Genomic DNA, 23,030 nt, shown 5'->3' with positions numbered 1-23,030 from the left:
GGCTGCTGGTTCGTGGGGCCTCGCGTGGTTCCCCGCGCCCCGAAAAGCCGGCGAGGCTGCCCTCGGCCCTCGGCCGAGCGGTACTCCCTAGCCCTTGTCCAGGTACTGCTCCCTCTCCTCGTCCAGGAGGGCGTCCAGGGCTGTCCTCAGGCCCGGCAGGCGCTCCAGGTCCGGGTCGGCGGCCACCACCGCCGTCGCTTCCTCTCTGGCCTCCGCGATGATCTCCTCGTCCTCGATGACGGCGAGCATGCGGAGGCTGGTGCGGGCGCCGGACTGGGCCTGGCCGAGGACGTCACCCTCGCGACGTTGTTCGAGGTCGATGCGGGAGAGTTCGAAGCCGTCGAGGGTGGAGGCGACGGCGCCCAGGCGCTGGCGGGCCGGGCTCGCCTCGGGCATCTCGGTGACCAGGAGGCAGAGGCCGGCGGCGGAGCCCCGGCCCACGCGGCCGCGGAGCTGGTGGAGCTGGGAGACGCCGAAGCGGTCGGCGTCCATGATCACCATGGCGGTGGCGTTCGGGACGTTCACGCCGACCTCGATGACCGTGGTGGCGACCAGGACATGGGTCTCGCCTGCGGCGAAGCGGCGCATGACCGCGTCCTTGTCGTCGGGGTGCATACGGCCGTGCAGCACCTCGACCCCGAGGCCCTGGAGGGGGCCCCTGACGAGCTGGGCGGCGATGTCGAGGACGGCGAGGGGCGGGCGCTTCTCGGCCTCGTCCCCGGGGGACTTCTTTCCCGACTTCTTCGGGTCGTCCTCCTCGTCCCCGATGCGAGGGCAGACGACGTACGCCTGGTGGCCGTTCTCCACCTCCTCGCGGACGCGTTCCCAGGTGCGGGCGAGGAAGTGGGGCTTGTCGGCGGCCGGGACGACATGGCTGGCGATGGGTGAGCGGCCGGCGGGGAGCTGGTCGAGGACCGAGGTCTCCAGGTCGCCGAAGACGGTCATGGCGACCGTGCGCGGGATGGGGGTGGCCGTCATGACGAGGAGGTGGGGCGGCTGCTTGCCCTTACCGCGCAGGGCGTCGCGCTGCTCGACGCCGAAGCGGTGCTGCTCGTCCACGACGACCAGACCCAGGTCGTGGAACTGCACCTTGTCCTCGATCAGCGCGTGTGTGCCGATGACGATGCCGGCCTCGCCCGTGACCAGGTCCAGGAGCGCCTGTCGGCGGCCTGCGGCGCCCATCGACCCGGTGAGCAGCACCACCTTGGTGGCGTGCTCGGTGCCGCCCAGCATCCCGCCCTCGGCCAGCTCGCCCATCATCTCGGTGACCGACCGGTGGTGCTGCTGGGCGAGCACCTCGGTGGGCGCGAGCATGGCCGCCTGACCACCGGCGTCGACGACGGCGAGCATGGCGCGCAGCGCCACCATCGTCTTGCCCGAACCCACTTCGCCCTGGAGCAGCCGGTGCATCGGATGCTCGGTGGCCAGGTCGTCGAAGATCTCCCTGGAGACCTTCTGCTGACCCTCGGTGAGGGTGAAGGGGAGGCGGGCGTCGAAGGCGGTGAGGAGGCCGTCGGGGGCGGGACGGCGGGCGACGGCGGGAAGCTGTGCGTCGGCGTGACGGCGGCGGGCGAGGGCGACCTGGAGGACGAAGGCCTCGTCCCACTTGAGGCGGTCGCGGGCGCTGTCCCTGTCCGCCTTGGTGTGGGGCCGGTGGATCTTCAGGAGGGCTTCTGGCAGCGATACCAGGCCTCGGCCCTCGCGCAGCGACTCGGGCAGGGGGTCCACGGCCTCCTGCGCGCTCGGCAGGACCGTCTGGACGGCCTTGGCGATCTTCCAGGACTCCATCTTGGCGGTGGCCGGGTAGATCGGGATGAGGGCGCCGGCCCAGGTGTCGACGGTCTCCGTCACGTCGTCGCCGCGCAGCAGCTCGTAGGCCGGGTGGGCCAGTTGGAGGCGGCGGTTGAAGACGGAGACCTTGCCGGAGAAGAGCGCGCGGGTGCCGGGGAGGAGGTCCTTGTGGGGTTTGTGCACGCCGTTGCCGAAGAAGACGAGCTGGAGGCGGCCGCTGCCGTCCGTGATGGTCACTTCGAGGCGCTGGCCCTTGCCCCGGGGGGCCTTGGCGGAGGCGAAGGAGTGCAGGCGGGCGTCGGCGACCTGGGCGACCACCGTGACGTGCTCGTCCATGGGCAGGTCCGCGAGGTGGGTGAGCTGGCCCCGCTCCTCGTACCTGCGGGGATAGTGGTGCAGCAGGTCCCCGACGGTGTGCAGGCCGAGGTGCTCGGCCATCACCTTCGCGGTGGCGGCGCCGAGCGTGTTCTTGAGCGGTTCTTCGAGCGCGGGCACGAGATCCATTGCACACCACGGCACTGACAATCCCGTATAGGTCCTTGAAATCCGCTGGTCAGACGGGTCGTTCGCGCTTAGGATGACGCACTCCCGGGCCCAGCCGTGTCAGGGTCCGTACCGCCCCCGTCCGCGGTCACCGTCTCGCGGGACCGCCCGACCCCGCCGCCGTCGCCAGATTCCCACCCCACCGGCGCTGCGACGATGGATTCAATGACCTCACAGTCATCCCAGGCACCCCAGACTCCTCAGGCGCCACAGTCGCCTCATACGTTCCAGGTCGATCTGCGTGGCCTGGTGGATCTGCTCTCGCACCACCTCTATTCCAGTCCGAAGGTCTATCTGCGGGAGCTGCTGCAGAACGCCGTGGACGCGATCACCGCGCGCCGCGCCGGGCAGCCCGACGCTCCCGCCCGGGTGCGGCTGTTCGCCGAGGGCGGCGCGCTGCGGGTGGAGGACTCGGGCATCGGGCTCACCGAGGCCGATGTGCACGACCTGCTGGCCACCATCGGGCGCAGTTCGAAGCGCGACGACGGTGGCATCCAGGAGGTCCGCTCGGACTTTCTCGGGCAGTTCGGTATCGGCCTGCTGGCCTGTTTCGTGGTCGCCGAGCGGATCCGTGTGGTCAGCCGCAGCGCCCGCACACCGGACGCGCCGCCCGTGGAGTGGACGGCGGCCGACGACGGCTCGTACACCGTGCGGACCCTGCCCGACGAGGCGCGCCCCGAGCCGGGCACGACCGTGCACCTGGTCGCGCGGCCCGGGGCCGCGGAATGGCTCTCCCACGCGCGCGTGCTGACACTGGCGCGGGACTTCGGGTCGCTGCTGCCGTACGACGTGCGGGTGGGCGACGAGGCGGTCACCGAATTGCCGGCGCCCTGGGACCGCGGGTACCCCTCCCCCGCCACCCGGCGGGTGGCCCTGGCCCGGCACTGTCACGACCTGTTCGGGTTCACCCCGCTGGACTCCATAGAGCTGGACGTGCCGCTGGCCGGGATCCGGGGCGTGGCGTACGTCCTGCCGGCCGCCGTCAGCCCGGCCCAGCGGGCGAGCCACCGGGTGCACCTGAAGGGCATGCTGCTCACCGAGCGGGCCGAACAGCTGTTGCCCGACTGGGCGTTCTTCGTGCGGTGCGTCCTCGACACGGACAGTCTGCGGCCCACCGCGTCGCGGGAGTCGCTGTACGAGGACGAGACCCTGGCGGCCGTACGGGAGGCGCTGGGCGAGCGGATCCGCGGCTGGCTCACCGGGCTCGCCGCCGGTGATCCGGAGCGGCTGGCGGCCTTCCTGTCGGTGCACTACCTGGGCGTGAAGTCCCTGGCGCGGCACGACACGGAGATGCTGCGCACGATGCTGCCGTGGCTCCCCTTCGAGACGACCGACGGGCGGCTGTCCCTGGAGGAGTTCGCACAGCGGCACCCGGTGGTGCACTTCACGCGGACGGTCGAGGAGTACCGCCAGGTCGCCCCCATCGCGTCCGCGCAGGGCGTGGGGGTCGTCAACGGCGGCTACACGTACGACAGCGAGCTGGTCGAGGCGCTGCCGTCGGTGCGTCCGGGGACGGTGGTCGCCGAGCTTGACGCCGACACCGTGACCGCGCACCTGGACACGCCGGACCCGGACGAGGAGCTGGCGCTGGCGGGCTTCCTGTCGGCCGCGCGGGCGAAGCTCGACCCCCTGGGGTGCGATGTCGTGCTGCGGGCCTTCCATCCGCTCTCGGTGCCCGCGCTGCACCTGGACGACCGCTCCTCCCGACACGAGCAGGCCCGCGCGGAGGCGGAGGAGCACGCCGACGACCTGTGGGCGGGCATCCTCGGCTCGCTGCGGAGCAGCGCCCCACGCGCGCGGCTGGTGCTCAACCACCTCAACCCTCTGATCCGGAGGATCAGTTCCCTGACCGACCGGGAGCTGATCGGCACGGCCACGGAGTCCCTGTACGGGCAGGCCCTGCTGATGGCCCAGCGGCCGCTCAGGCCCGCCGACTCGGCGCTCCTGAACCGCGCCTTCATCGGCCTGCTGGAGTGGGCCACGCACACCGAACCCGGGTCCGGGCCGGGTTCTTCCGGATCCGGCTCCGGCGCCGGTTTCGGGGAGGGCGGTCGCGGATGAGTCACGTCATGGATTTCGACGAGCTGCGCCGGGCCATGGCGGAGAACTACGAGCAGCCGGAGGGCCCCGCACGCAACGCGCGCGCGGAGCTGCTGCTCGCCCAGGCCGAGAAGCTGAACGTCCCGCTCGCCGTGATCGAGGCGCTCGGACACCAGCTGAAGGTCTACAACTACAGCTCCGAGAAGGACAAGATGTTCGTCCCCTTCGCGCGCCTGCTGCGCATGTGGGACGAGCGCCCCGAGGACTTCGACGAGTACGAGATCCACTCCCTGCACTGGGTGTTCAAGTGGATGTCGGCCGGCATGCTGAACCAGCCGCACGTCCCGCTCGCCTCCATCGAGAAGTGGCTCGGCGAGATGGAGCACCGCTACCGGGTCGCCGGGCACTCGGAACGGGCCGTGCGCAGCGCCGAGTTGAGCGTGGCCGCGCACATCGGCGACCTGGCGCGGGCCGAGCGGGCGTACGCGGCGTGGCTGGCCGCCGACCGGGACACGATGGCCGACTGTCCCGCGTGCGAGCTGCACGGGCAGGGCTGGTGGCGGGCCCGGCGGCGCGAGGACGCCGAGGCGCTGGAGCTGTGGGCGCCGGTGCTGGAGGGCGAGTACACGTGCGCCCACGAGCCGCACACCGTCCTGGCGTCCTCCCTGGTGCCGCTGCTGCGCCTGGGGCGTCCCGACGAGGCGCGGGCCCACCATCTGCGCGGTTTCCGGCTGGTGCGGACCATGGAGAGCATGCGGGGCGCGTACGCGGACCACGTGGAGTTCTGCGCCCTGACCGGCAACGAGGCCCGCGGTCTGGAGCTGCTGGCCGAGCGTCCGGCGTACTTCACGGACTCCGGGGACCCGCGCAGCAAGCTGGACTTCATGAGTGTGGTGGCCCTGCTGATGGACCGCCTCACCGCACGTGGGTTCGCCGATCAGACGGTCCCCGGTCCCCCCGGGCGTACCTGGACCGCCCGCGAACTGGCCTCCCACGCGCGCGAGGAGGCCCTTTCCCTGGCCGGACTCTTCGACGAGCGCAACGGCACGGCGTACGTCGGCACGCATGTCCGGGAGCGGATGGACCGGACGCCGCTGCTGGACCGGCTGCCGCTGGGGGTGCGTTCGGCACGGACCGTCGCCGCGGTGCCCGCGCCCCGGCCGCCGGCCGCCGTGGAGCTGACGGGGGCCGCCGCCCCGGACGGCCTGCCCGCTCTCCTCGCCGAGGCGCGGCGGCTGTCCGAGTCGCTGCATCCCGGTTCCGTCGGCGCCTGGGCGGCCGTGGCGCGGGCCGCCGAGGCCGAGGGCGCGGAGCTGGACGCCTGGGAGCGCGCGGAGATCGTCGATCACGAGGCGATCGGCCTCGGGCCCGAGGGCCGCGCCCTCTTCGAACGCGCGGCCGAGCTGTACGAGGCGGCCGGCGACCCGGGCGAGGCAATGGCGGCACGCGCGCGCGGGGCGAACGTCCATGCCCTGGCGGGCCACCCCGAGGCGGCCCTTGAGCTGATCGTCGAGCCCTACGAACGGATCCTCGCCCTGTGGGCGGACGGCGGGACGGGTGCGCGGCAGACGGCGTCCGTGCTGGTGGGCCGGGCTCGGATACTCGTGCAGCGGATGCACGAGGCCGAGGACGAGGACGCGGTTGCCCCCGCCGAGGAGGCTGTGCGCGAGCTGGCGGATTTCGTCGAGCCGCGTCGCACGGAGGACGTACGGCTGGCCTCGCGGGCCGCGGAGGCGCGGGCGATGTTCGGGGAGCTGGCCGCGCGCGGCGGGGACGCGGCGACCGCCGCCGAACTGTTCGCGGAGGCCGCGGAGCGGTATGTGACGGCCGGGCTGCCGTGGTTCGCGGTGCAGTACGAGGCGCGGCTCGCCGGGGTCGCGCAGCACCTCGGGGACCTGGGGACCGCCGAGCGGGCGGCCCGCGCCGCGCTGGAGCACGGCGGGTCGGATCTGGAGCCGGTGGGCCACGCCCAGCTGCACCTCCAGCTGGCCGAACTGCTCGGCGCCGACGAGCGGGTGGAGGCGGCCTCCGCGCACGCCCTGGAGGCGGCGCACTGGGCCGACGAGGCGGGCGAGGGTCCGACGCTCGGCGCCTGGGCCCGGCATCTGCTCGGCGGGTTCCTGCTGCGGCTGGGGCGGTGGGCGGAGGCGGCCGAGGTGCTGGAGTCGGCGCTGCCGGATCTCACCGCCGAGACGCACGGGGACGGGGCCGTCGCGCAGACCCTGTGGTGGCTCGGCGACTGTCACACCGAGCTGGGTGAGCACCGCGAGGCCGCCGAACGGTGGCTGCGGGCCGCCGACATCGCCCGGCGCTGGCCCGACCAGCGCGACCACGCCCTGCTCGCCCATCTCGCCGCGGAAGCACTCGCGCGTGCGGGGCTGCCCGCGGAGGCCGACCGGGCGTACGCGCGTGCCGTCGACCTCTGGGGCGAGCTGGGGAACGTCCACGGGTACGTCCGGGCGCTGCGGGCGCGGGCCTGGTACGCGACGCGGGACGGTTCGGGACTGGATGAGGGCCGCGCGTTGATGGGTGACGCCGTGGAGGGCTGCGAGGCGGCCCTGTCCGATGTGACCGGTGAGGAGAACCGGCGGCGGATCGTCGCGGAACTCGGCGAGACCTGCGGGCAGTTCGGCGACCTGCTCGCCCGCTCCGTGGCCGAGGACGCGGAACTCGCCGCCTTCGGGCCCGTCTTCGAGGAGGCGCTCGGGTTCGTCGAGCGGGCGGTCTCGGTGTACGACTCCCTCGGCCCGGACTTCCTCGACGCGCGGACCGCCGCGGAACTCGCCGCGGGCCGGTTGGAGATCGACCTCCGGCGGCCGGTCGCCGCCGGGGATCGGGCGCGGAGCGTGTTGTCCGCGTTCGCCGGGCGGGACGACGGAACGGCGGTCGCGCGGCAGGCGGAGGCCGAGCGGTTGTCCGAGCTGGCGGCGGCTCAGAGCGGTACGCCGAGCTGAGCTGCGTGGGGCGCGCCTCAGGGGCTTTCGCCCCCGCCGCCCCTACCCGTCCCATCCCTCGGGGCTCCGCCTCGGACCCCGTTCGCGCGGTTCCCCGCGCCCCTGGAAAGGGGCGCGGGGAACCGCGGCGAGGGCGCGGGGGCGAGGGCGAGAAAAGGTCTACTCCACGCCGATCAGCAGCAACGCCCCTTGCCGCCCGCCCCGGTACACCACCGTGTCCACCGCCAGGTGTTCCCGTACTCGCGCCTCCACGTGGTCCACGACGTCCGCTGGGGCCTCGTCGCCCAGGACGAGGGTGACCATCTCGCCGCCTGCGGCCAGCATCCGGTCGACCACCGAGGCCGTGGTCAGCGTGACGTCGGAGCCGATGACGGCGACGTCGCCGTCGATGAGGCCGAGGACGTCGCCGGCCTGGCAGATGCCGGCCATGGTCCAGGACTGGCGCTCGGCGATGACGACCTCGGCGTAGCGGGTGGCGCCGGCGGCGGAGGTCATCGAGACGACGTCCTCGTCGAAGCGGCGGTCCGGCTCGTGGACGGCGAGGGCGGCGATGCCCTGAACGGCCGAGCGGGTGGGGATGAGGGCGACCCGGACGCCCTCGGCGCGGGCCTGCTCGGCGGCGGCGGCCGCCGTGTGGCGCAGGTCCGCGTCGTTGGGCAGCAGCACCACCTCGCGCGCGTGGGCACGCCGTACGGCCTCGACCAGCTCCCCGCTGGCGGGCGGCTCCCCGGGGCGGGCCAGGACCGTGGTCGCGCCGGCCTCGGCGTACAGCCCGGCCAGCCCCTCCCCCGGTACGACGGCCACGACGGCCCGCTGGGCGCGCTCGCGCGGCTGCCGCCCGGCCTCACCGGTCATGTGGGCGTCCTCGGCCCCGAAGTGTGTGATCCGGATCCGGTACGGCCGCCCGGCCTCGACGCCCGCCTCCACGGCGGCCCCGGCATCGTCGACGTGCACATGGACGTTCCACAGGCCGTCCCCGCCGACCACCACGAGCGAGTCGCCGAGCGCGTCCAGCCGTCGCCGCAGACGGGCCACGGCCGAGTCCTCCGCCTCCAGGAGGTAGATCACCTCGAAGGCGGGACCGCCCGCGCCGGGCCGGTCGTCCGCGCACACCTCCGCGGCCTCCCCGACCTCGGCCACGCGCGCGTGCCCCCCGGCAACGGCCACTGCCCTGGGTGCGTCCCCCGTGAAGGTCTCCACCAGAGCCGCCAGCACCGCCACCAGGCCCCGTCCACCCGCGTCCACGACGCCGGCGCGGGCCAGGGCGGCCAGTTGCCCGGGGGTCGCCGCCAGGGCCGTACCGGCGCCCTCGTAGGCGGCTCGGGCGACCGTGGCGCAGTCGCCCTCGGTGCCGGTGGCCGCGTCGGCCGCCGCGGAGGCGACCGTGAGGACGGTGCCCTCGACCGGGTGGGCGACGGCGTCACGGGCGGAGTCGGCGGCGTGCCGGAGGGCGAGCCGCAGGCCCTGGCCGTCGGTGTGGGCCGCCTCACCGTCACCGGAGAGGACCTGGGCCATGCCCCGGAGAAGTTGGGCGAGGATCGTCCCGGAGTTCCCCCGGGCCCCGATCAGGGCCCCGTGCGCCATGGCCCGCGCCGCCTCGGCGAGCGTGGGCTTGCCCGCGCCGGCCGCGGGGCCTGCGGCCTCGTGGCCGGCGAACACCGCTTCCACGGCCGCCGCGGCCGACTCCATCGTCAGGTACAGGTTCGTGCCGGTGTCGCCGTCGGCCACCGGGTACACGTTGATGGCGTCGATCTCCTCACGCGCGCGTCCCAGCGCCGCCAGCGCGAGTCCGCACCAGGTGCGTACCGCGAGAGCATCGAAGAATGTCTGCGGCACCTGCGGCACCTGCGCCTCCTTGAGCTGCGTGGCTGCTGGACGTGGGACCAGAGGGGACGCCACACGTCGCACGCAGCGTAGACCCGCGATGGTGACCGCCGGTAAGGGGGCCGGGACGAGGCCCGGACCAGCCATGGTAATTTCGTTGCACCGACGCAGTCGTTGTATGCTGCTCCGGTTGTCTGGTTCGGATCGATGATCCGGGTCGGACTCTCCCCCCGGCAGCGCCACTCAGATCCCAGTCAATGGGATCGTGATCCCGGCGTGCCGGGATCAACCGTAAGCGCATCTGAAGTCTTTGGAGTGACCCGTGGCTGCCAACTGCGACGTCTGCGGCAAGGGGCCGGGCTTCGGCAACAACATCTCGCACTCGCACCGCCGTACGTCCCGTCGCTGGAACCCGAACATCCAGCGCGTACGTACCGTGGTCGGTGGGACGCCGAAGCGCGTGAACGCCTGCACCTCGTGCATCAAGGCCGGCAAGGTCTCGCGCTGACGCTCAGCCAGCGCGCGGCCACTGCTGGTTCGCTGCTCAGAGCCGGTCCACCATAAGGTGGGCCGGCTTTTTGCCATGTCCGCCCGCCCCCATCTCGTCGCGCCGGACCAGGGCGGCCCCACACCCCGGCCGGAGGTGCGTGCCGTCCCCGAACGTCCTGGGGCCCACCACCCGTACGGCGACGCGATCACGCTGTACTGCGAAGCGACCGCGCAGATCCACGCCGACCGGCTCACCGAGAAGTCGGCCACGAACATCAAGCTGCCGGCGTCCCACGCGTCAGGGCCCACCCGTGCGCCACGGGTCCGATCCCCCCACCGAGCGCGAACCCGGCGGCGATCGCCCCGGTGACGTACTCCTTGGCCGCCGCCACGGCCTCCGGCACGGTCCGTCCCAGCGCGAGGTGCGAAGCGATCGCGGAGGCGAGGGTGCAGCCAGTGCCGTGCGTGTGCCGGTTGTCGTACCTGGGGGCCCGCAACCAGTGCTCGTCGGAACCGTCGGTCAGCAGGTCGACGGCGTCTCCCGAGAGATGCCCGCCCTTGATCAGCGCCCATCGGGGCCCGTACGCCAGCAGGGCCTCGGCCGCCTCGCGCATCCCGGCCTCCGACCGGACCCGTATGCCGGTGAGTTGGGCGACCTCGTCGAGGTTGGGAGTCGCCACGGTCGCCACCGGCAGCAGTCGCGTCCGTACAAAGTCCAGCGCGGAGGCGGCCAGGAGCGGGTCGCCGTGCTTGGAGACGCCGACCGGGTCGACGACGACGGGTGCGTCCGTGGCGGCCAGCAACTCGGCGACCGCCTCGACGAGTTCGGCGGAGGCGAGCATGCCTGTCTTGACCGCCTGGACGCCGATGTCGTCGACGACACTGCGGTACTGGGCGCGCACGGCCTCGACGGGCAGTTCCCAAGCGCCCTGCACACCGAGGGAGTTCTGTGCGGTGACGGCCGTGACGACGCTCATGCCGTGCACACCGAGCGCGAGCATCGTCTTCAGGTCGGCCTGGATCCCGGCCCCGCCGCCGGAGTCGGACCCGGCCACGGTGAGCACCCTCACCGGGGCGCCCGCCGGCCCCGCGGCTCCGGACGCGCTCACGACTCGATGTCCGCGAAGTGGTCCCAGCCGCCCTTGCTGGTCCAGGGTGCCCCGTCCACGGTCACCTGGGGCAGCGCCGAGGGGTTGAGGACCTCGCCGATCACCTTCCACCGCGCGGGCAGCTTCACCTCCGGCGGGAAGGTCGCCACGATCGCGTGGTCCTCTCCGCCGGTGAGCACCCACTGGAGGGGGTCGACGCCGACGGCCTGCCCGATGTCGTGCATCTGGGAGGGGATGTCGATCGCGCCGGAGCGGATGTCGATCCGGCACTTGCTCGCCTCGGCGATGTGGCCCAGGTCCGCGATCAGCCCGTCGCTCACGTCACACATCGCGGTCGCGCCCAGGGAGGCGGCGGCGGGGCCCGCGTGGTACGGCGGCTCGGGGCGCCGGTGGGCCTCCACGAAGGCGCGGGGCGAGCGGAAGCCGCGGGAGAGCACCGCGTGCCCGGCGGCGGACCAGCCGAGCCAGCCGGTGACGGCCACGACGTCGCCGGGCTGGGCACCGCCCCTGGTCACGGGCTCGTGGTTGCGCAGATCGCCGAGAGCGGTGATCGAGATCATGATGGTGTCGCCGCGGACGACGTCACCGCCCACCACGGCCGCACCGGCGACCTGGCACTCGTCGCGCAGGCCGTCCATCAGCTCGGTGGCCCAGGTCACCGGGAGTTCGGCGGGCGCGACCAGGCCGAGGAGCAGCGCGGTGGGCACGGCGCCCATGGCGGCGATGTCCGCGAGGTTCTGCGCGGCCGCCTTGCGTCCGACGTCGTACGCCGTGGACCAGTCGCGCCGGAAGTGCCGTCCCTCAAGGAGCAGGTCGGTGCTCGCCACGACCCTGCGGTCCGGCGCCGCCACCACGGCGGCGTCGTCGCCGGGCCCGACCCGGACCGCCGGGGTGGTGGTGAGCCGGGAGGTCAACTCCCTGATGAGCCCGAACTCCCCCAGCTCTCCCACGGTGCCCTTCATCGTCGTATCGCCCCTTCTCGTGCCGCTTCCAGTGTCACGCGTGCCCGGTCGCGGGCCGTTGTCGTCCTCGGTACGGTCGAGTGGACCGTCAACTTCCGTCGTCCCCGCACCCCGGTGTGCGCGGCGCGGCCTCCACGGGTCTCCCCGCGGCGCGTGGCGACGCGATACCGTGGCGTTCCTTTTCCCCACATGATCCTCGTGGCCGCCCTGGAGGTTCCGTGGTACAGGCGTACATCCTGATCCAGACCGAGGTCGGCAAGGCGTCGACCGTCGCCGACGCAATCAGCAAGATCCCTGGGGTCGTCCAGGCCGAGGACGTGACGGGTCCCTACGACGTCATCGTGCGCGCCCAGGCCGACACCGTCGACGACCTCGGCCGGCTGGTGGTCGCGAAGGTCCAGCAAGTGGACGGGATCACCCGCACCCTGACCTGCCCGGTCGTGCATCTGTAGCCCCCGTCTACCCTTGGCCGGTGAACTCGTTCCGTCACCGGCGCTCCGCTCGCCTCGGGCTGCCCGTCCTGGCCGTGTCGTTGATCGCCGTCGCGGGCTGCTCCTCAGCAGACGACGGCGGCTCGGCGGCGGTTCCCAGCCCTGGGGCTGCCGCCACGAAACTGTGCCGGAAGCTGGACGGGGCCCTGCCGCGAGAGGTGGACGGTCTCGGCCGCCAAGATCCTCAGCCTGCCTCCGCGCTGACGGCAGGCTGGGGCGACGCGGTGATCATACTGCGCTGTGGTGTGCCCCAGCCGCCCAAGATGATCGACCCCGGGGTGGCCGAGGGACGTGACGCCGAAGCCGTGGCCGGGGCCGTCGACGGGGTCGACTGGCTGATGGAGAAGCAGGACGACGGGGCGTACCGCTTCACCACGGCGAATCGCTCCGCGTACGTGGAGGTGACGGTGTCGGCGGATCGGGCCGGGGAGGACACCTCACCGATCCTGGTGGGGCTCGCTCCTGCCATCAAGAAGGCGGTTCCCGAGGGAGTCGCCTCCTGAGGGGTGCCTCAGGAGGCCGTAGGGAGAGTGCGGACCGGTTTGTGGCTGATCGCACGGTTCCCCCGCGCCCCTTTGGGCCTTCGGCCCAACAGGGGCGCGTCTCAGCGCAGGCCCGTCGAGCGGTGCAGGGCTGCCTGGATCAGGCGGTCCACCAGCTCCGGGTACTCGATCCCGCTCGCCTTCCACATCGCCGGGTACATCGAGATCGGGGTGAAGCCGGGCAGCGTGTTGATCTCGTTGATCACGAACTCGCCGCCCTCCGTGAGGAAGAAGTCCGCGCGGACCAGGCCCTCGCACGACGCCGCGTCGAAGGCGTCGACGGCGAGCCTGCGGACCTCGGCGGTCTCCTCCGGCGTCAGCGGGGCCGGGACGATGCCGGGCGTCGAGTCGATGTACTTGGCCTCGAAGTCGTAGTACGCGTGGGCCTCGGGCGGCGGGATCTCGGCGGGGACGGAGGCCCGGGGGCCGTCCTCGAACTCCAGGACACCGCACTCGATCTCACGGCCGCGCAGGGCCGCCTCGACGAGGATCTTCGGGTCGTGGCGCTGGGCCTCGGTGATCGCCTCGTCGAGACCGGCGAGGTCGTCGACCTTGGTGATGCCGATGGAGGAGCCCGCGCGGGCGGGCTTCACGAAGAGGGGCCAGCCGTGCTCACCCGCGAGGTCGATGATCTTCTTGCGAGCGGCGGCCTCGTCGAGCTGCCACTCGCGCGGACGGATCACCACGTACGGGCCGACCTTGAGCCCGAAGGAGGTGAACACCCGCTTCATGTACTCCTTGTCCTGGCCGACGGCCGAGGCGAGGACGCCCGAGCCGACGTAGGGGACGCCCGAGAGCTCCAGCATGCCCTGGAGGGTGCCGTCCTCGCCGTACGGGCCGTGCAGGACGGGGAAGACGACGTCGACCTCGCCGAGCGCCTTCGGTACCGATCCGGGCTCGCTGTAGACGACTTCGCGGTTGGCGGGGTCGACGGGGAGCACCACGCCGCCCTCCCGCGATTCGGCGAGTTCCTCGACGCTCGGCGTGCGACGGTCGGTGATCGCCATGCGGTCCGGTTCGTCGGCGGTGAGGAACCAGCGGCCTTCCCGGGAGATGCCGATCGGCAGGACGTCGTACTTCGTCCGGTCGATGGCCCGCAGGACGGCACCGGCCGTGACCACGGAGATCCCGTGTTCCGAGCTGCGGCCGCCGAAGACGACGGCCACGCGCGGCTTGCGGGACGGCTGCTCAGGGCTCTGGGGAAGGTTCTCGCTGCTCATATCGCGTTGAGAGTACCCGTTGGTAGTGCGCCAGTCAGTGCCCACACTGTCGCTTTCGCTCAGCGTCGCTCAGGCTTGGCGCTGCGCGACATCATCTCCTTGAGGGCGACGACGGGCGGCTTGCCGTCGTGGACGATGTCGACGACCGTCTCCGTGATGGGCATGTCGACGCCGTGCCGGCGCCCCAAGTCCAGTACGGACTCACAGGACTTGACGCCCTCGGCGGTCTGCCTGGTGACCGCGATGGTCTCCTGGAGGGTCATGCCCTTGCCGAGGTTGGTGCCGAAGGTGTGGTTGCGGGAGAGCGGCGAGGAGCAGGTCGCCACCAGGTCGCCGAGACCCGCGAGTCCGGCGAAGGTGAGCGGGTCGGCGCCCATCGCGAGGCCGAGGCGGGTCGTCTCGGCGAGACCGCGGGTGATGAGCGACCCCTTGGCGTTGTCGCCGAGGCCCATGCCGTCCGCGATGCCGACGGCGAGGCCGATCACGTTCTTCACCGCGCCGCCCAGCTCACAGCCGACGACGTCGGTGTTGGTGTACGGGCGGAAGTACGGAGTGTGGCAGGCGGCCTGGAGCCGCTGGGCGACGCCCTCGTCGGTGCAGGCGACCACGGAGGCGGCCGGCATCCGGGAGGCGATCTCACGCGCCAGGTTGGGCCCGGTGACGACGGCGATACGGTCCTGCCCGACCTTGGCGACGTCCTCGATCACCTCGCTCATCCGCATGGCGGAACCGAGTTCGACGCCTTTCATCAGCGAGACGAGGACGGTGTCGGGGGCCAGCAGCCCGGTCCAGTCGGCGAGGTTGGCGCGCAACGTCTGGGAGGGCACGGCGAGGACCGTGAAGTCGGCGTCGGCGGCGGCCTCGGCGGGGTCGGCGGTGGCCCGCAGGTTCTCCGGTAGTTCCACTCCGGGCAGGTAGTCCGGGTTGGTGCGGGTGGAGTTGACCGCGTCCGCGAGATCCGGGCGCCGCCCCCACAGAACGGTCTCGCATCCCGCGTCGGCGAGCACCATGCCGAAGGCAGTGCCCCACGAACCGGTGCCGAACACTGCCGCCTTGACCGGCTTGCTCACTTGCCCTGCCCCTCTTCCTGACGTTGCTGTCCCCGCAGTGCTCCATTGTGCTGCTCGGGCCGCCGACGCTCGACCGCCCGGGCGGTACTGCGCCGCTGCTCGGTCCGCTCCCGCTTCGGGTCGTACGGCGTCCTGGGCGCCTTCTCCCCGCGGATCTCCTCCAGCTGGTGGGTGACGGCGGCCATGATGACCTCCGTCGCGTCCTTCAGCAGGTCGGGGCTCATCTCCTGGCCGTAGAAGCGCGTGAGGTCCACGGGCGGGCCCGCGAGCACGTGGTGGGTCTTGCGCGGCAGGAGGCTGGGCTTCTTGGCGTACGGGGGGAGCAGTTCGTTGGCGCCCCACTGCGCGACCGGGATCACCGGGCACCTGGTCTGCAGGGCGACCCGCGCTGCGCCGGTCTTGCCGGTCATGGGCCAGCCGTCCGGGTCGCGGGTGAGGGTGCCCTCGGGGTAGAAGGCGACGCACTCGCCGCGCTCCACGGCGTCGATCGCGGCCCGGAAGGCGCTCAGCGCGTCGGTGCTCTCGCGATAGACGGGAATCTGCCCGGTGCCACGCATCACGGCGCCGATGAATCCCTTGCCGAAGAGACCGCTCTTCGCGAGAAATCGCGGAACCCGGCCACTGTTGTACTGATAATGGGCGTACGCAAAGGGATCGACATGCGAATTGTGGTTCACGGCAGTGATAAATCCACCCTCGGCCGGAATGTTCTCCATTCCACGCCAGTCCCGCTTGATCAGCACCACCAGGGGCGGTTTGGCGATCACCGCGGCGAGGCGGTACCAGAAGCCGATTCTCCGGCGGGGCACGCGGACACCTTCCTCTAGGACTTCCCAGGGCCTGTTCCGGGGGCCCGGAGCCGCACAAGTGTCGCCCCGGGCTGCCGGTCTGTCGAGAACACCGTACGCCCCGCCCTGCGGCCGTCCATTGCGCCCAGGTGACAATGGCGGCGACAAGAGAGGGACGGAACGCCCGTGCAGTGGACCCTGGTCGTACCCGTGAAGCCCCTGGAGCGGGCCAAGAGCAGGCTCTCGGACACCGCCGCCGACGCGGTGCGCCCCGGCCTTGCCCTCGCCTTCGCCCAGGACACCGTGGCCGCGGCCCTGGCCGCCACGGCGGTCCACGGTGTGGTGGTGGTCACGGACGACCCCCTCGCCGCCCGCGAACTGGCGGCCCTGGGCGCCCGCACCGTCCCGGAGAACCCCCGCGACGGATCCCCGGACGGCCTGAACGCCGCTCTGCGGCACGGAACGGCCGTCGTGCGCGATGTACGACCGCAAAGCCCCGTGGCGGCCCTGAACGCCGATCTGCCCGCTCTGCGCTCCGAGGAATTGACCCGCGTCCTGAACGCGGCCGCCGAATTCCCCCGCTCTTTCCTCCCGGACGCCGCCGGCACCGGCACCACCCTGCTCGCCGCGACCCCCGGCCACGATCTCTCCCCCGCCTTCGGCCCCGACTCCCGCCTGCGCCACCGCCGCTCCGGGGCCGTGGAACTCGCCCTCGCCACCGTCGGCTCCGTGCGCCAGGACGTCGACACCGGCGACGACCTCCTCGCCGCCCTCTGCCTCGGCGTCGGCCCCCGTACGGCCGCCGCGGCCGCGCGCCTGCTGATCCCCGGCCAGTAGGCTGCGGCCATGCAGGCCACCGCGTACACCTACGACCCCGCCACCCGCACCGGCCAGGTTCTCCTGGACGACGGCACCCCGGTCCCCTTCGACGCCCCCGCCTTCGACGCGGGCGCCCTGCGCCTCCTCCGCCCGGGCCAGCGCGTACGCATCGAGACGGAGGGCGGGGCGGAGAGCCTGCGCATCACCCTGATCACCCTGCAGACGTTCTGAAGCGGAACCGGACCGGGGGCGTGCCCCGATCCGGGCACGGGGAACTGCGGGAGCAACCACACACACGCCGCACCGGCCCGCGCACATGTCCCCCAACGGCGAGCAGGCATCAGAAGTCTCCGGAACACGCCGCGGGCCGGGCTCCTCGACAGGAGCCCGGCCCGGCGCGTGTGTGAGTACCCGGCGTTCTACGCCTGGCGAGTGGCAGCCTTCTTCGCGGTCGTCTTGCGAGCTGTCGACTTCTTGGCCGGCGCCTTCTTCGCGGTGGCCTTCTTGGCCGGCGCCTTCTTCGCCGCGGTCTTCTTCGCCGCCGCCGTGGTCTTCTTGGCGGTCGTCTTCTTCGCCGCCGCCGTCTTGGTGGTGGCCTTCTTCGCGGTCGTCTTCTTCGCCGTGGTCTTCTTCGCGGTGGCCGTGGTCTTCTTCGCGGCGGCCGTGGTCTTGCGGGCGGTCGTCGCCCTCTTCGCCGCCGCCGTGGTCTTCTTCGCCGCGGCCTTCTTGACCGTCGCCGAAGCCCCACCGCTCAGGCTGCCCTTGGGCGCCTTCTTGACCGCGACCTCGCCACCACGGGGAAGCTTCTTCGAGCCGCTCACCAGGTCCTTGAAGCCCTGGCCCGCGCGGAAACGCGGCACGGAGGTCTTCTTGACCCGAACCCGCTCACCCGTCTGCGGGTTGCGGGCGTAACGGGCCGGCCGGTCGACCTTCTCGAAGGAACCGAAGCCGGTGACCGACACCCGGTCCCCGGCGACGACCGCGCGGACGATGGCGTCCAGAACGGCGTCGACCGCGTCGGCGGCCTGCTGACGCCCGCCGACCTTGTCCGCAATCGCTTCTACGAGCTGCGCCTTGTTCACGTCTTCCCCTTCGGAGACATCGCCAGAACGAAAGTGTTCAAGCTTTTTCGCACGTTAGGCAGATATATACCGCAAATCAAACACGAAACGGGCTTATCACCCTTGTGCCGCAACGAACTCGGCAGCCATGGAGTTCTCTCAGCGTTCCTCTGTGGGCATTCGCCCCTCGTCGAGGTCCGTCGTGAAGCCCTCCAGACGCCTTGCCGCGTCGGCGAGATCGTGCTTGGCCACGGCCGTAATGACCAGCAGCTTCCGGGCCAGCGCCATGCGTACGCCCTCCGGGACTTGCAGTGCGCGCACCCTTGAGTGCGCTTCCTTGAGTTGGCCCGCGACCGCCGTATAGAGCTCGAGTTGGCCGTCGTGTTCCATGCACAGATTGTGCCATCTGGGGCGAGTTGTCGCCTGCGCAGGGGGCAACTGCCGTCTCCCGGGGGCCTGGGGAGCACCCCCGGTCGATGCCACACCATGATGCGCCTACCCCAGCAATCACCTTTGTAACTAGGGGAGTTGAAACCTTTCTGCACATGACTTCGAAGGTCTCCGGACCCGGACATGCAGGTACCCCCAACCGTGCACGATTGGGGGTACCTGGGGGTGTCGCGGTGGCTGGAATCCGCCTTGCACGGGCCGCCCGACGGGTGGCTCGCGCCGCTGGGTCAGACCTTCAGCGTCCTCGGCTTGTGCGAGGGCCGCTTGGCCTCGTAGGCGGAGATGTCGGCCTCGTTCTGGAGGGTGATGGAGATGTCGTCCAGCCCGTTCAGCAGCCGCCAGCGGGAGTTCTCGTCCAGTTCGAAGGCGGCGGTGATGCCCTCGGCGCGCACCTCGCGGGCCTGGAGGTCGACCGTGATCTCGGTCTGGGGGTCCTGGTCGGTGAGCTCCTGCAGCGCGTCCACGGTCTTCTGGTCCAGAACGACCGTGAGCAGGCCGTTCTTGAGCGAGTTGCCGCGGAAGATGTCGGCGAAGCGGGAGGAGATGACGGCCTTGAAGCCGTAGTTCTGCAGCGCCCAGACGGCGTGCTCACGGGAGGAGCCGGTGCCGAAGTCGGGGCCGGCGACCAGGACGGTGGCGCCCTTGCGCTCGGGCTGGTTGAGGATGAAGGACGGGTCCTTGCGCCAGGCCTCGAACAGTCCGTCCTCGAAGCCGTCCCTGGTCACCTTCTTGAGCCAGTGGGCGGGGATGATCTGGTCGGTGTCGACGTTGCTGCGGCGCAGCGGGACGGCCCGGCCGGTGTGTGTGGTGAATGCTTCCATGGCTGTTCAGACTCCAGCGGGCGCGGGGGCGGTGGCGTCGGTCAGGTCGGCGGGGGACGCCAGGTGGCCCAGGACGGCCGTCGCGGCGGCGACCTGCGGCGAGACCAGGTGGGTGCGTCCGCCCTTGCCCTGCCGGCCCTCGAAGTTGCGGTTGGAGGTGGATGCGGAGCGCTCACCGGGGGCCAGCTGGTCGGGGTTCATGCCCAGGCACATCGAGCAGCCCGCGTGGCGCCACTCGGCGCCGGCCTCCTTGAAGACGACGTCCAGGCCCTCGGAGACGGCCTGCAGACCGACCCGCGCGGAGCCGGGGACGACCAGCATCCGTACGCCGTCGGCGACTTTGCGGCCCTTGATCAGCTCGGCGGCGGCGCGCAGGTCCTCGATGCGGCCGTTGGTGCACGAACCTACGAAGACGGTGTCCACGTTGATGGACTTCAGTGGCTGGCCGGCCTCCAACCCCATGTACTCCAGGGCCTTTTCGGCGGCGAAGCGCTCCGAGGCGTCCTCGTACGAAGCCGGGTCGGGGACCGACGCCGAAAGCGGCGCGCCCTGGCCGGGGTTGGTGCCCCAGGTGACGAACGGCGACAGAGCGGCACCGTCGATGACCACCTCGGCGTCGAACTCCGCGTCCTCGTCCGTCCTGAGCGTCTTCCAGTACGCGACGGCCGCGTCCCAGTCCTCGCCCTCGGGGGCGTGCGGACGGCCCTTGAGGTACTCGAAGGTGGTCTCGTCGGGGGCGATCATGCCCGCGCGGGCGCCGGCCTCGATCGACATGTTGCAGATGGTCATCCGGGCCTCCATCGAGAGGTTCTCGATGGCCGCGCCGCGGTACTCCAGGACATAACCCTGGCCGCCGCCGGTGCCGATCCTGGCGATGATCGCCAGGATCAGGTCCTTGGCGGTGACGCCGTCGGGCAGCTCACCCTCGACCGTGATCGCCATGGTCCTGGGGCGGACCAGCGGCAGCGTCTGCGTGGCCAGCACGTGCTCCACCTGGGAGGTGCCGATACCGAACGCCAGACCGCCGAAGGCGCCGTGCGTGGAGGTGTGGGAGTCGCCACAGACGACCGTCATACCGGGCTGGGTCAGACCCAGCTGCGGGCCGACGACGTGCACGACACCCTGCTCGACGTCACCCAGCGGGTGCAGACGCACACCGAACTCGGCGGCATTCGCACGCAGCGTCTCCAGCTGCACGCGGGAGACCGGGTCCGCGATGGGCTTGTCGATGTCGAGGGTGGGGGTGTTGTGATCCTCGGTCGCGATGGTCAGATCGAGCCGGCGAACCTTCCGCCCGCTCTTGCGGAGACCGTCGAAGGCCTGGGGGCTGGTCACCTCGTGCAGCAGGTGCAGATCGATGAAGAGGAGGTCGGGCTCGCCCTCGGCGCGCCGGACGACATGGTCGTCCCAGACCTTCTCCGCGAGTGTCCTACCCATCGCTTTCCCTCCGGCCGGCTTGTCCGAGCGCCGGCCCAACTAGAGATATCGGAGGTGGCGGGCGCACGTACCCCTCGTATGAGCGCCGGCCGCCGGGCTCGTTGGTCCGCGAGCCGTTGTTCTGCTTCCAGAGTGGCAAGGTCCACGCGAAATTGAACTTGCGTTTCACAGAGTGAGACGCGAGTATCGTTGCATGGACAACAGTAGCGGCGTCGGCGTTCTGGACAAGGCGGCCCTGGTCCTGAGCGCTCTGGAGTCCGGTCCGGCCACCCTCGCGGGTCTGGTCGGCGCCACCGGACTCGCACGACCCACGGCCCACCGCCTGGCCGTGGCTCTGGAACACCACCGCATGGTGGCACGCGACATGCAGGGCCGTTTCATCCTCGGCCCCCGGCTGGCCGAGCTGGCCGCGGCCGCCGGCGAGGACCGCCTCCTCGCGACGGCGGGCCCGGTGCTCACGCATCTCCGTGACATCACGGGCGAGAGCGCGCAGCTCTATCGCCGGCAGGGCGACATGCGTATCTGTGTCGCCGCCGCGGAACGGCTCTCAGGTCTGCGGGACACGGTCCCGGTCGGCTCGACCCTCACGATGAAAGCGGGTTCCTCGGCCCAGATCCTCATGGCCTGGGAGGAGCCCGAGCGCCTGCACCGCGGCCTGCAGGGCGCCCGCTTCACGGCCACCGCCCTCTCGGGCGTACGGCGCCGGGGCTGGGCCCAGTCCATCGGCGAGCGCGAGCCGGGCGTCGCCTCGGTCTCCGCCCCCGTACGCGGCCCGTCGAACCGCGTGGTGGCCGCCGTCTCGGTCTCGGGCCCCATCGAACGCCTCACCCGCCACCCCGGCCGCATGCACGCCCAGGCGGTCATCGACGCCGCAGGCCGCCTCTCGGAGGCCCTGCGTCGCACAGGCTGACCCCCGGAGATCCCGTCCAACCACGAAGAAGGCCTGCCTCAACGCCGCGGCAGGCCTTTTCTCGTGGGGCGACACCAGCCTCGCGCGCCCACAGGGACGCGGGGCCGTATCGAAATACGGCTTCGCCGCGAGCGGCCACGAACACCCCGCGGCCGCCAGAGCACGGCTCCCCCACGGTGGCTAGGCCGTTTCTGACGGCTCTTGAAGCCGTTCGTGAGCGGTTACGGACGAGTCCGGTGAGGCAGCCGGCGCCTCACGAGTCACCTCGCTCGGTGCCGAACGGCCGGATGATCTCCGACCAAGAGCCACCGGAAGCGACCTGGGCGCTCACGCACTCACGCCTTTCCCCGACCGATGGGCGAACCGCTCCTTCGCCGACTTCCCCCGCCCCTCGATCGGCAGCACCCCCGTGGCCGCCGCGAGGCCGAATGCGGGCATGTCGGCGTAGATCGACTCGTACGACCCCTCCGGCACCACATACGTCTCGTGCCAGAGCCCCACATGCTGACGCGACTTGCCCTTCCGCTCCTTGCGGTTCATCGCGGCCCACGCCACGCGATGGAACGCGTCGGGCGCGTGCGCATACCCGTACAGCTTCTCCTTGGACTCCCAGTACTGGACGACGTAGTACGTCCGCGGCGAGGCCGTGAGCAGCACGGCGTTCAGCAGCCCCCGGTCCGGGTCCTTCCGCAGCTCCCGCAGCATCCGCGGCATCGCCGCGAGCACGGGCCCCCAGTGGTGCACGGCCCAGAAGTGATTGATCCTCATCCCGATCAACAGGACCACCGCGTCGCCCTCGGCGGCCGCGGTGGTACGACCGGCGACAACCCGCTTTCCGAACATGACTCCCCCTGATTGGTGAGCGGCACTATCCGATCAGCCATGCTTGGATAGTGGCACTTCCCAAGGAGAGGCGCAAGAGATATGCGGCTGGCGGAGCTGAGCGAGCGCAGCGGGGTGTCCACGGCGACGATCAAGTACTACCTGCGCGAAGGGCTGTTGGCGCCGGGCCGCCAGATCAACGCGACGACCGCGGAGTACGACGAGGAGCATCTGCGCCGGCTGCGGCTGGTGCGGGCGTTGATCCAGGTGGGCAAGGTGCCGGTGGCGAACGCCCGGGAGGTGCTGCAGCACGTGGACGACGAGTCGCTGGGTCGTACGATCCGGCTGGGGGCGGCCCTGTGGGCATTGCCGCAGACTCCCGGCGCGGCCGAGGACGACCCGGTGACGGTCGCCGCGACGGCCGAGGTGGACCGTCTGCTGCGGACACTGGGCTGGGATTCGGCGAGGGAGATCGGCCCCCTCTCCCCCGCGCACCGTTCACTGGTGGCACTGGTGGCGACGCTGCTGCGGCTCGGCTATCCGTGCGACGCCGAACTCATGGCCCCGTACGCCGAGTTGATGCATCAGGCGGCCGCCCGGGACCTGGACCACATAGAGACCTACGCATCCGACACGGAGAAGGTGGAGGTGGCCGTCTCGGCGGCGGTGCTCTTCGAGCCGGTGCTCCGCTCACTGCACCGGCTGGCTCAGGAGGAGGAGTCGGCGCGGCGTTACGGCATCGAGTAGCCAGAGCGCACGACGAAGGCCCCCCACCGAGGTGGAGGGCCTTTACTCGACGTACCCCCGACCGGATTCGAACCGGCGCTACCGCCTTGAGAGGGCGGCGTGCTAGGCCGCTACACAACGGGGGCCCTAGCGATCCTGCA

21 protein-coding genes and 1 tRNA gene are annotated in these 23,030 nt (G+C 71.7%); 9 read left to right on the top strand and 13 right to left on the bottom strand.

Annotated elements, in window-relative coordinates; genetic code table 11:
- Window positions 1–87: 87 nt before the first annotated feature.
- Window positions 88–2,295, bottom strand: coding sequence for an ATP-dependent DNA helicase RecG (gene recG / locus OG858_RS32605; protein WP_327724958.1), 2,208 nt, complete (start codon window positions 2,293–2,295; stop codon window positions 88–90).
- 195 nt (window positions 2,296–2,490) lie between these two features.
- On the opposite strand from recG, the gene OG858_RS32600 reads away from it, so the two are divergent.
- Both OG858_RS32600 and OG858_RS32595 read left to right on the top strand, forming a co-directional pair.
- Window positions 2,491–4,395 carry an HSP90 family protein gene (locus tag OG858_RS32600; protein ID WP_327724957.1) on the top strand — a complete coding sequence of 635 codons (1,905 nt, stop codon included), beginning with the start codon at window positions 2,491–2,493 and terminating at the stop codon, window positions 4,393–4,395.
- Window positions 4,396–4,403: 8 nt separating this feature from the next.
- Window positions 4,404–7,328, top strand: a complete 2,925-nt coding sequence (locus tag OG858_RS32595; RefSeq protein WP_327724956.1) for a tetratricopeptide repeat protein — start codon at window positions 4,404–4,406, stop codon at window positions 7,326–7,328.
- A 159-nt stretch (window positions 7,329–7,487) separates the two neighbouring features.
- On the opposite strand, the gene OG858_RS32590 is transcribed toward OG858_RS32595, so the two are convergent.
- Window positions 7,488–9,173, bottom strand: a complete 1,686-nt coding sequence (locus OG858_RS32590) for a DAK2 domain-containing protein (RefSeq protein WP_319266431.1) — start codon at window positions 9,171–9,173, stop codon at window positions 7,488–7,490.
- Window positions 9,174–9,474: 301 nt separating this feature from the next.
- On the opposite strand from OG858_RS32590, the gene rpmB reads away from it, so the two are divergent.
- Window positions 9,475–9,660 carry a 50S ribosomal protein L28 gene (gene rpmB, locus OG858_RS32585; protein ID WP_003993230.1) on the top strand — a complete coding sequence of 62 codons (186 nt, stop codon included), beginning with the start codon at window positions 9,475–9,477 and terminating at the stop codon, window positions 9,658–9,660.
- Between the two features lie 256 nt (window positions 9,661–9,916).
- Here the strand turns inward: rpmB and thiD are convergent, their stop codons facing one another.
- Together thiD and OG858_RS32575 are read right to left on the bottom strand one after the other, a co-directional pair.
- A complete protein-coding gene (gene thiD, locus OG858_RS32580; protein WP_319066673.1) occupies window positions 9,917–10,750 on the bottom strand; it encodes a bifunctional hydroxymethylpyrimidine kinase/phosphomethylpyrimidine kinase in 834 nt (277 codons plus the stop codon).
- Window positions 10,747–11,712, bottom strand: a complete 966-nt coding sequence (locus OG858_RS32575; protein WP_086749484.1) for a thiamine-phosphate kinase — start codon at window positions 11,710–11,712, stop codon at window positions 10,747–10,749. Before OG858_RS32575 ends, thiD begins: the two co-directional genes overlap by 4 nt.
- Before the next feature lie 218 nt (window positions 11,713–11,930).
- Between OG858_RS32575 and OG858_RS32570 the strand changes: the two genes are divergently transcribed.
- A complete protein-coding gene (locus OG858_RS32570) occupies window positions 11,931–12,164 on the top strand; it encodes an Lrp/AsnC family transcriptional regulator (protein WP_037695943.1) in 234 nt (77 codons plus the stop codon).
- Between the two features lie 20 nt (window positions 12,165–12,184).
- Window positions 12,185–12,706 (top strand): DUF3515 domain-containing protein, encoded by a 522-nt coding sequence (locus OG858_RS32565; RefSeq protein ID WP_086749485.1) that lies wholly within the window; start codon window positions 12,185–12,187, stop codon window positions 12,704–12,706.
- Window positions 12,707–12,807: 101 nt separating this feature from the next.
- Here the strand turns inward: OG858_RS32565 and OG858_RS32560 are convergent, their stop codons facing one another.
- From OG858_RS32560 to OG858_RS32550, 3 genes are read right to left on the bottom strand one after another with little or no spacing between them, the layout of a single operon-like run.
- Window positions 12,808–13,965: a D-alanine--D-alanine ligase family protein gene (locus OG858_RS32560; RefSeq protein WP_086749486.1), complete on the bottom strand. Its 1,158-nt coding sequence runs from the start codon at window positions 13,963–13,965 to the stop codon at window positions 12,808–12,810.
- A gap of 59 nt (window positions 13,966–14,024) precedes the next feature.
- Window positions 14,025–15,035, bottom strand: a complete 1,011-nt coding sequence (locus OG858_RS32555) for an NAD(P)H-dependent glycerol-3-phosphate dehydrogenase (protein ID WP_086749487.1) — start codon at window positions 15,033–15,035, stop codon at window positions 14,025–14,027.
- Window positions 15,032–15,844, bottom strand: coding sequence for a lysophospholipid acyltransferase family protein (locus OG858_RS32550; RefSeq protein ID WP_086749488.1), 813 nt, complete (start codon window positions 15,842–15,844; stop codon window positions 15,032–15,034). Before OG858_RS32550 ends, OG858_RS32555 begins: the two co-directional genes overlap by 4 nt.
- Before the next feature lie 165 nt (window positions 15,845–16,009).
- Between OG858_RS32550 and cofC the strand changes: the two genes are divergently transcribed.
- Entirely contained in the window at window positions 16,010–16,660 is a 651-nt protein-coding gene (cofC, locus tag OG858_RS32545; protein ID WP_319066671.1) for a 2-phospho-L-lactate guanylyltransferase, read from the top strand.
- A gap of 9 nt (window positions 16,661–16,669) precedes the next feature.
- Complete coding sequence (locus OG858_RS32540; protein ID WP_037695927.1) at window positions 16,670–16,873, top strand: hypothetical protein; 204 nt, start codon at window positions 16,670–16,672, stop codon at window positions 16,871–16,873.
- A gap of 188 nt (window positions 16,874–17,061) precedes the next feature.
- Here OG858_RS32540 and OG858_RS32535 read toward each other — a convergent pair whose 3' ends face one another.
- The 4 genes from OG858_RS32535 to leuC form a co-directional block, all read right to left on the bottom strand.
- Window positions 17,062–17,724 (bottom strand): HU family DNA-binding protein, encoded by a 663-nt coding sequence (locus OG858_RS32535; RefSeq protein WP_086749490.1) that lies wholly within the window; start codon window positions 17,722–17,724, stop codon window positions 17,062–17,064.
- A 138-nt stretch (window positions 17,725–17,862) separates the two neighbouring features.
- Window positions 17,863–18,093, bottom strand: coding sequence for an SCO5555 family protein (locus tag OG858_RS32530; protein WP_086749491.1), 231 nt, complete (start codon window positions 18,091–18,093; stop codon window positions 17,863–17,865).
- A 287-nt stretch (window positions 18,094–18,380) separates the two neighbouring features.
- Window positions 18,381–18,974 (bottom strand): 3-isopropylmalate dehydratase small subunit, encoded by a 594-nt coding sequence (gene leuD / locus OG858_RS32525; protein WP_319066670.1) that lies wholly within the window; start codon window positions 18,972–18,974, stop codon window positions 18,381–18,383.
- A 6-nt stretch (window positions 18,975–18,980) separates the two neighbouring features.
- Complete coding sequence (gene leuC / locus OG858_RS32520; RefSeq protein ID WP_086749493.1) at window positions 18,981–20,411, bottom strand: 3-isopropylmalate dehydratase large subunit; 1,431 nt, start codon at window positions 20,409–20,411, stop codon at window positions 18,981–18,983.
- Between the two features lie 193 nt (window positions 20,412–20,604).
- Between leuC and ndgR the strand changes: the two genes are divergently transcribed.
- Window positions 20,605–21,321 carry an IclR family transcriptional regulator NdgR gene (gene ndgR / locus OG858_RS32515; protein WP_003993203.1) on the top strand — a complete coding sequence of 239 codons (717 nt, stop codon included), beginning with the start codon at window positions 20,605–20,607 and terminating at the stop codon, window positions 21,319–21,321.
- A 327-nt stretch (window positions 21,322–21,648) separates the two neighbouring features.
- On the opposite strand, the gene OG858_RS32510 is transcribed toward ndgR, so the two are convergent.
- Window positions 21,649–22,164, bottom strand: a complete 516-nt coding sequence (locus OG858_RS32510) for a DUF4188 domain-containing protein (protein ID WP_086748786.1) — start codon at window positions 22,162–22,164, stop codon at window positions 21,649–21,651.
- Window positions 22,165–22,245: 81 nt separating this feature from the next.
- Between OG858_RS32510 and OG858_RS32505 the strand changes: the two genes are divergently transcribed.
- The gene (locus OG858_RS32505; RefSeq protein ID WP_086748785.1) at window positions 22,246–22,890 is read left to right on the top strand and encodes a MerR family transcriptional regulator; all 645 of its coding nucleotides are present in this window, start codon (window positions 22,246–22,248) and stop codon (window positions 22,888–22,890) included.
- A 52-nt stretch (window positions 22,891–22,942) separates the two neighbouring features.
- On the opposite strand, the gene OG858_RS32500 is transcribed toward OG858_RS32505, so the two are convergent.
- Window positions 22,943–23,015: transfer RNA gene (locus tag OG858_RS32500), tRNA-Glu, on the bottom strand.
- Between the last annotated feature and the right edge of the window lie 15 nt (window positions 23,016–23,030).

The sequence above is a fragment of the Streptomyces europaeiscabiei genome, from assembly GCF_036346855.1.
GTDB classification, from domain to species: domain Bacteria; phylum Actinomycetota; class Actinomycetes; order Streptomycetales; family Streptomycetaceae; genus Streptomyces; species Streptomyces europaeiscabiei.
This window is presented reverse-complemented; position numbering and strand designations above follow the sequence as displayed.

Coding starts and splice junctions, on each gene's coding strand:
- OG858_RS32510 (WP_086748786.1), bottom strand. CDS start 22,164: ATGTTCGGAAAGCGGGTTGTCGCCGGTCGTACCACCGCGGCCGCCGAG.
- OG858_RS32530 (WP_086749491.1), bottom strand. CDS start 18,093: ATGGAACACGACGGCCAACTCGAGCTCTATACGGCGGTCGCGGGCCAA.
- OG858_RS32560 (WP_086749486.1), bottom strand. CDS start 13,965: ATGAGCAGCGAGAACCTTCCCCAGAGCCCTGAGCAGCCGTCCCGCAAG.
- OG858_RS32505 (WP_086748785.1), top strand. CDS start 22,246: ATGCGGCTGGCGGAGCTGAGCGAGCGCAGCGGGGTGTCCACGGCGACG.
- OG858_RS32540 (WP_037695927.1), top strand. CDS start 16,670: ATGCAGGCCACCGCGTACACCTACGACCCCGCCACCCGCACCGGCCAG.
- OG858_RS32595 (WP_327724956.1), top strand. CDS start 4,404: ATGGATTTCGACGAGCTGCGCCGGGCCATGGCGGAGAACTACGAGCAG.
- OG858_RS32575 (WP_086749484.1), bottom strand. CDS start 11,712: ATGAAGGGCACCGTGGGAGAGCTGGGGGAGTTCGGGCTCATCAGGGAG.
- recG (WP_327724958.1), bottom strand. CDS start 2,295: ATGGATCTCGTGCCCGCGCTCGAAGAACCGCTCAAGAACACGCTCGGC.
- OG858_RS32600 (WP_327724957.1), top strand. CDS start 2,491: ATGGATTCAATGACCTCACAGTCATCCCAGGCACCCCAGACTCCTCAG.
- leuC (WP_086749493.1), bottom strand. CDS start 20,411: ATGGGTAGGACACTCGCGGAGAAGGTCTGGGACGACCATGTCGTCCGG.
- leuD (WP_319066670.1), bottom strand. CDS start 18,974: ATGGAAGCATTCACCACACACACCGGCCGGGCCGTCCCGCTGCGCCGC.
- ndgR (WP_003993203.1), top strand. CDS start 20,605: ATGGACAACAGTAGCGGCGTCGGCGTTCTGGACAAGGCGGCCCTGGTC.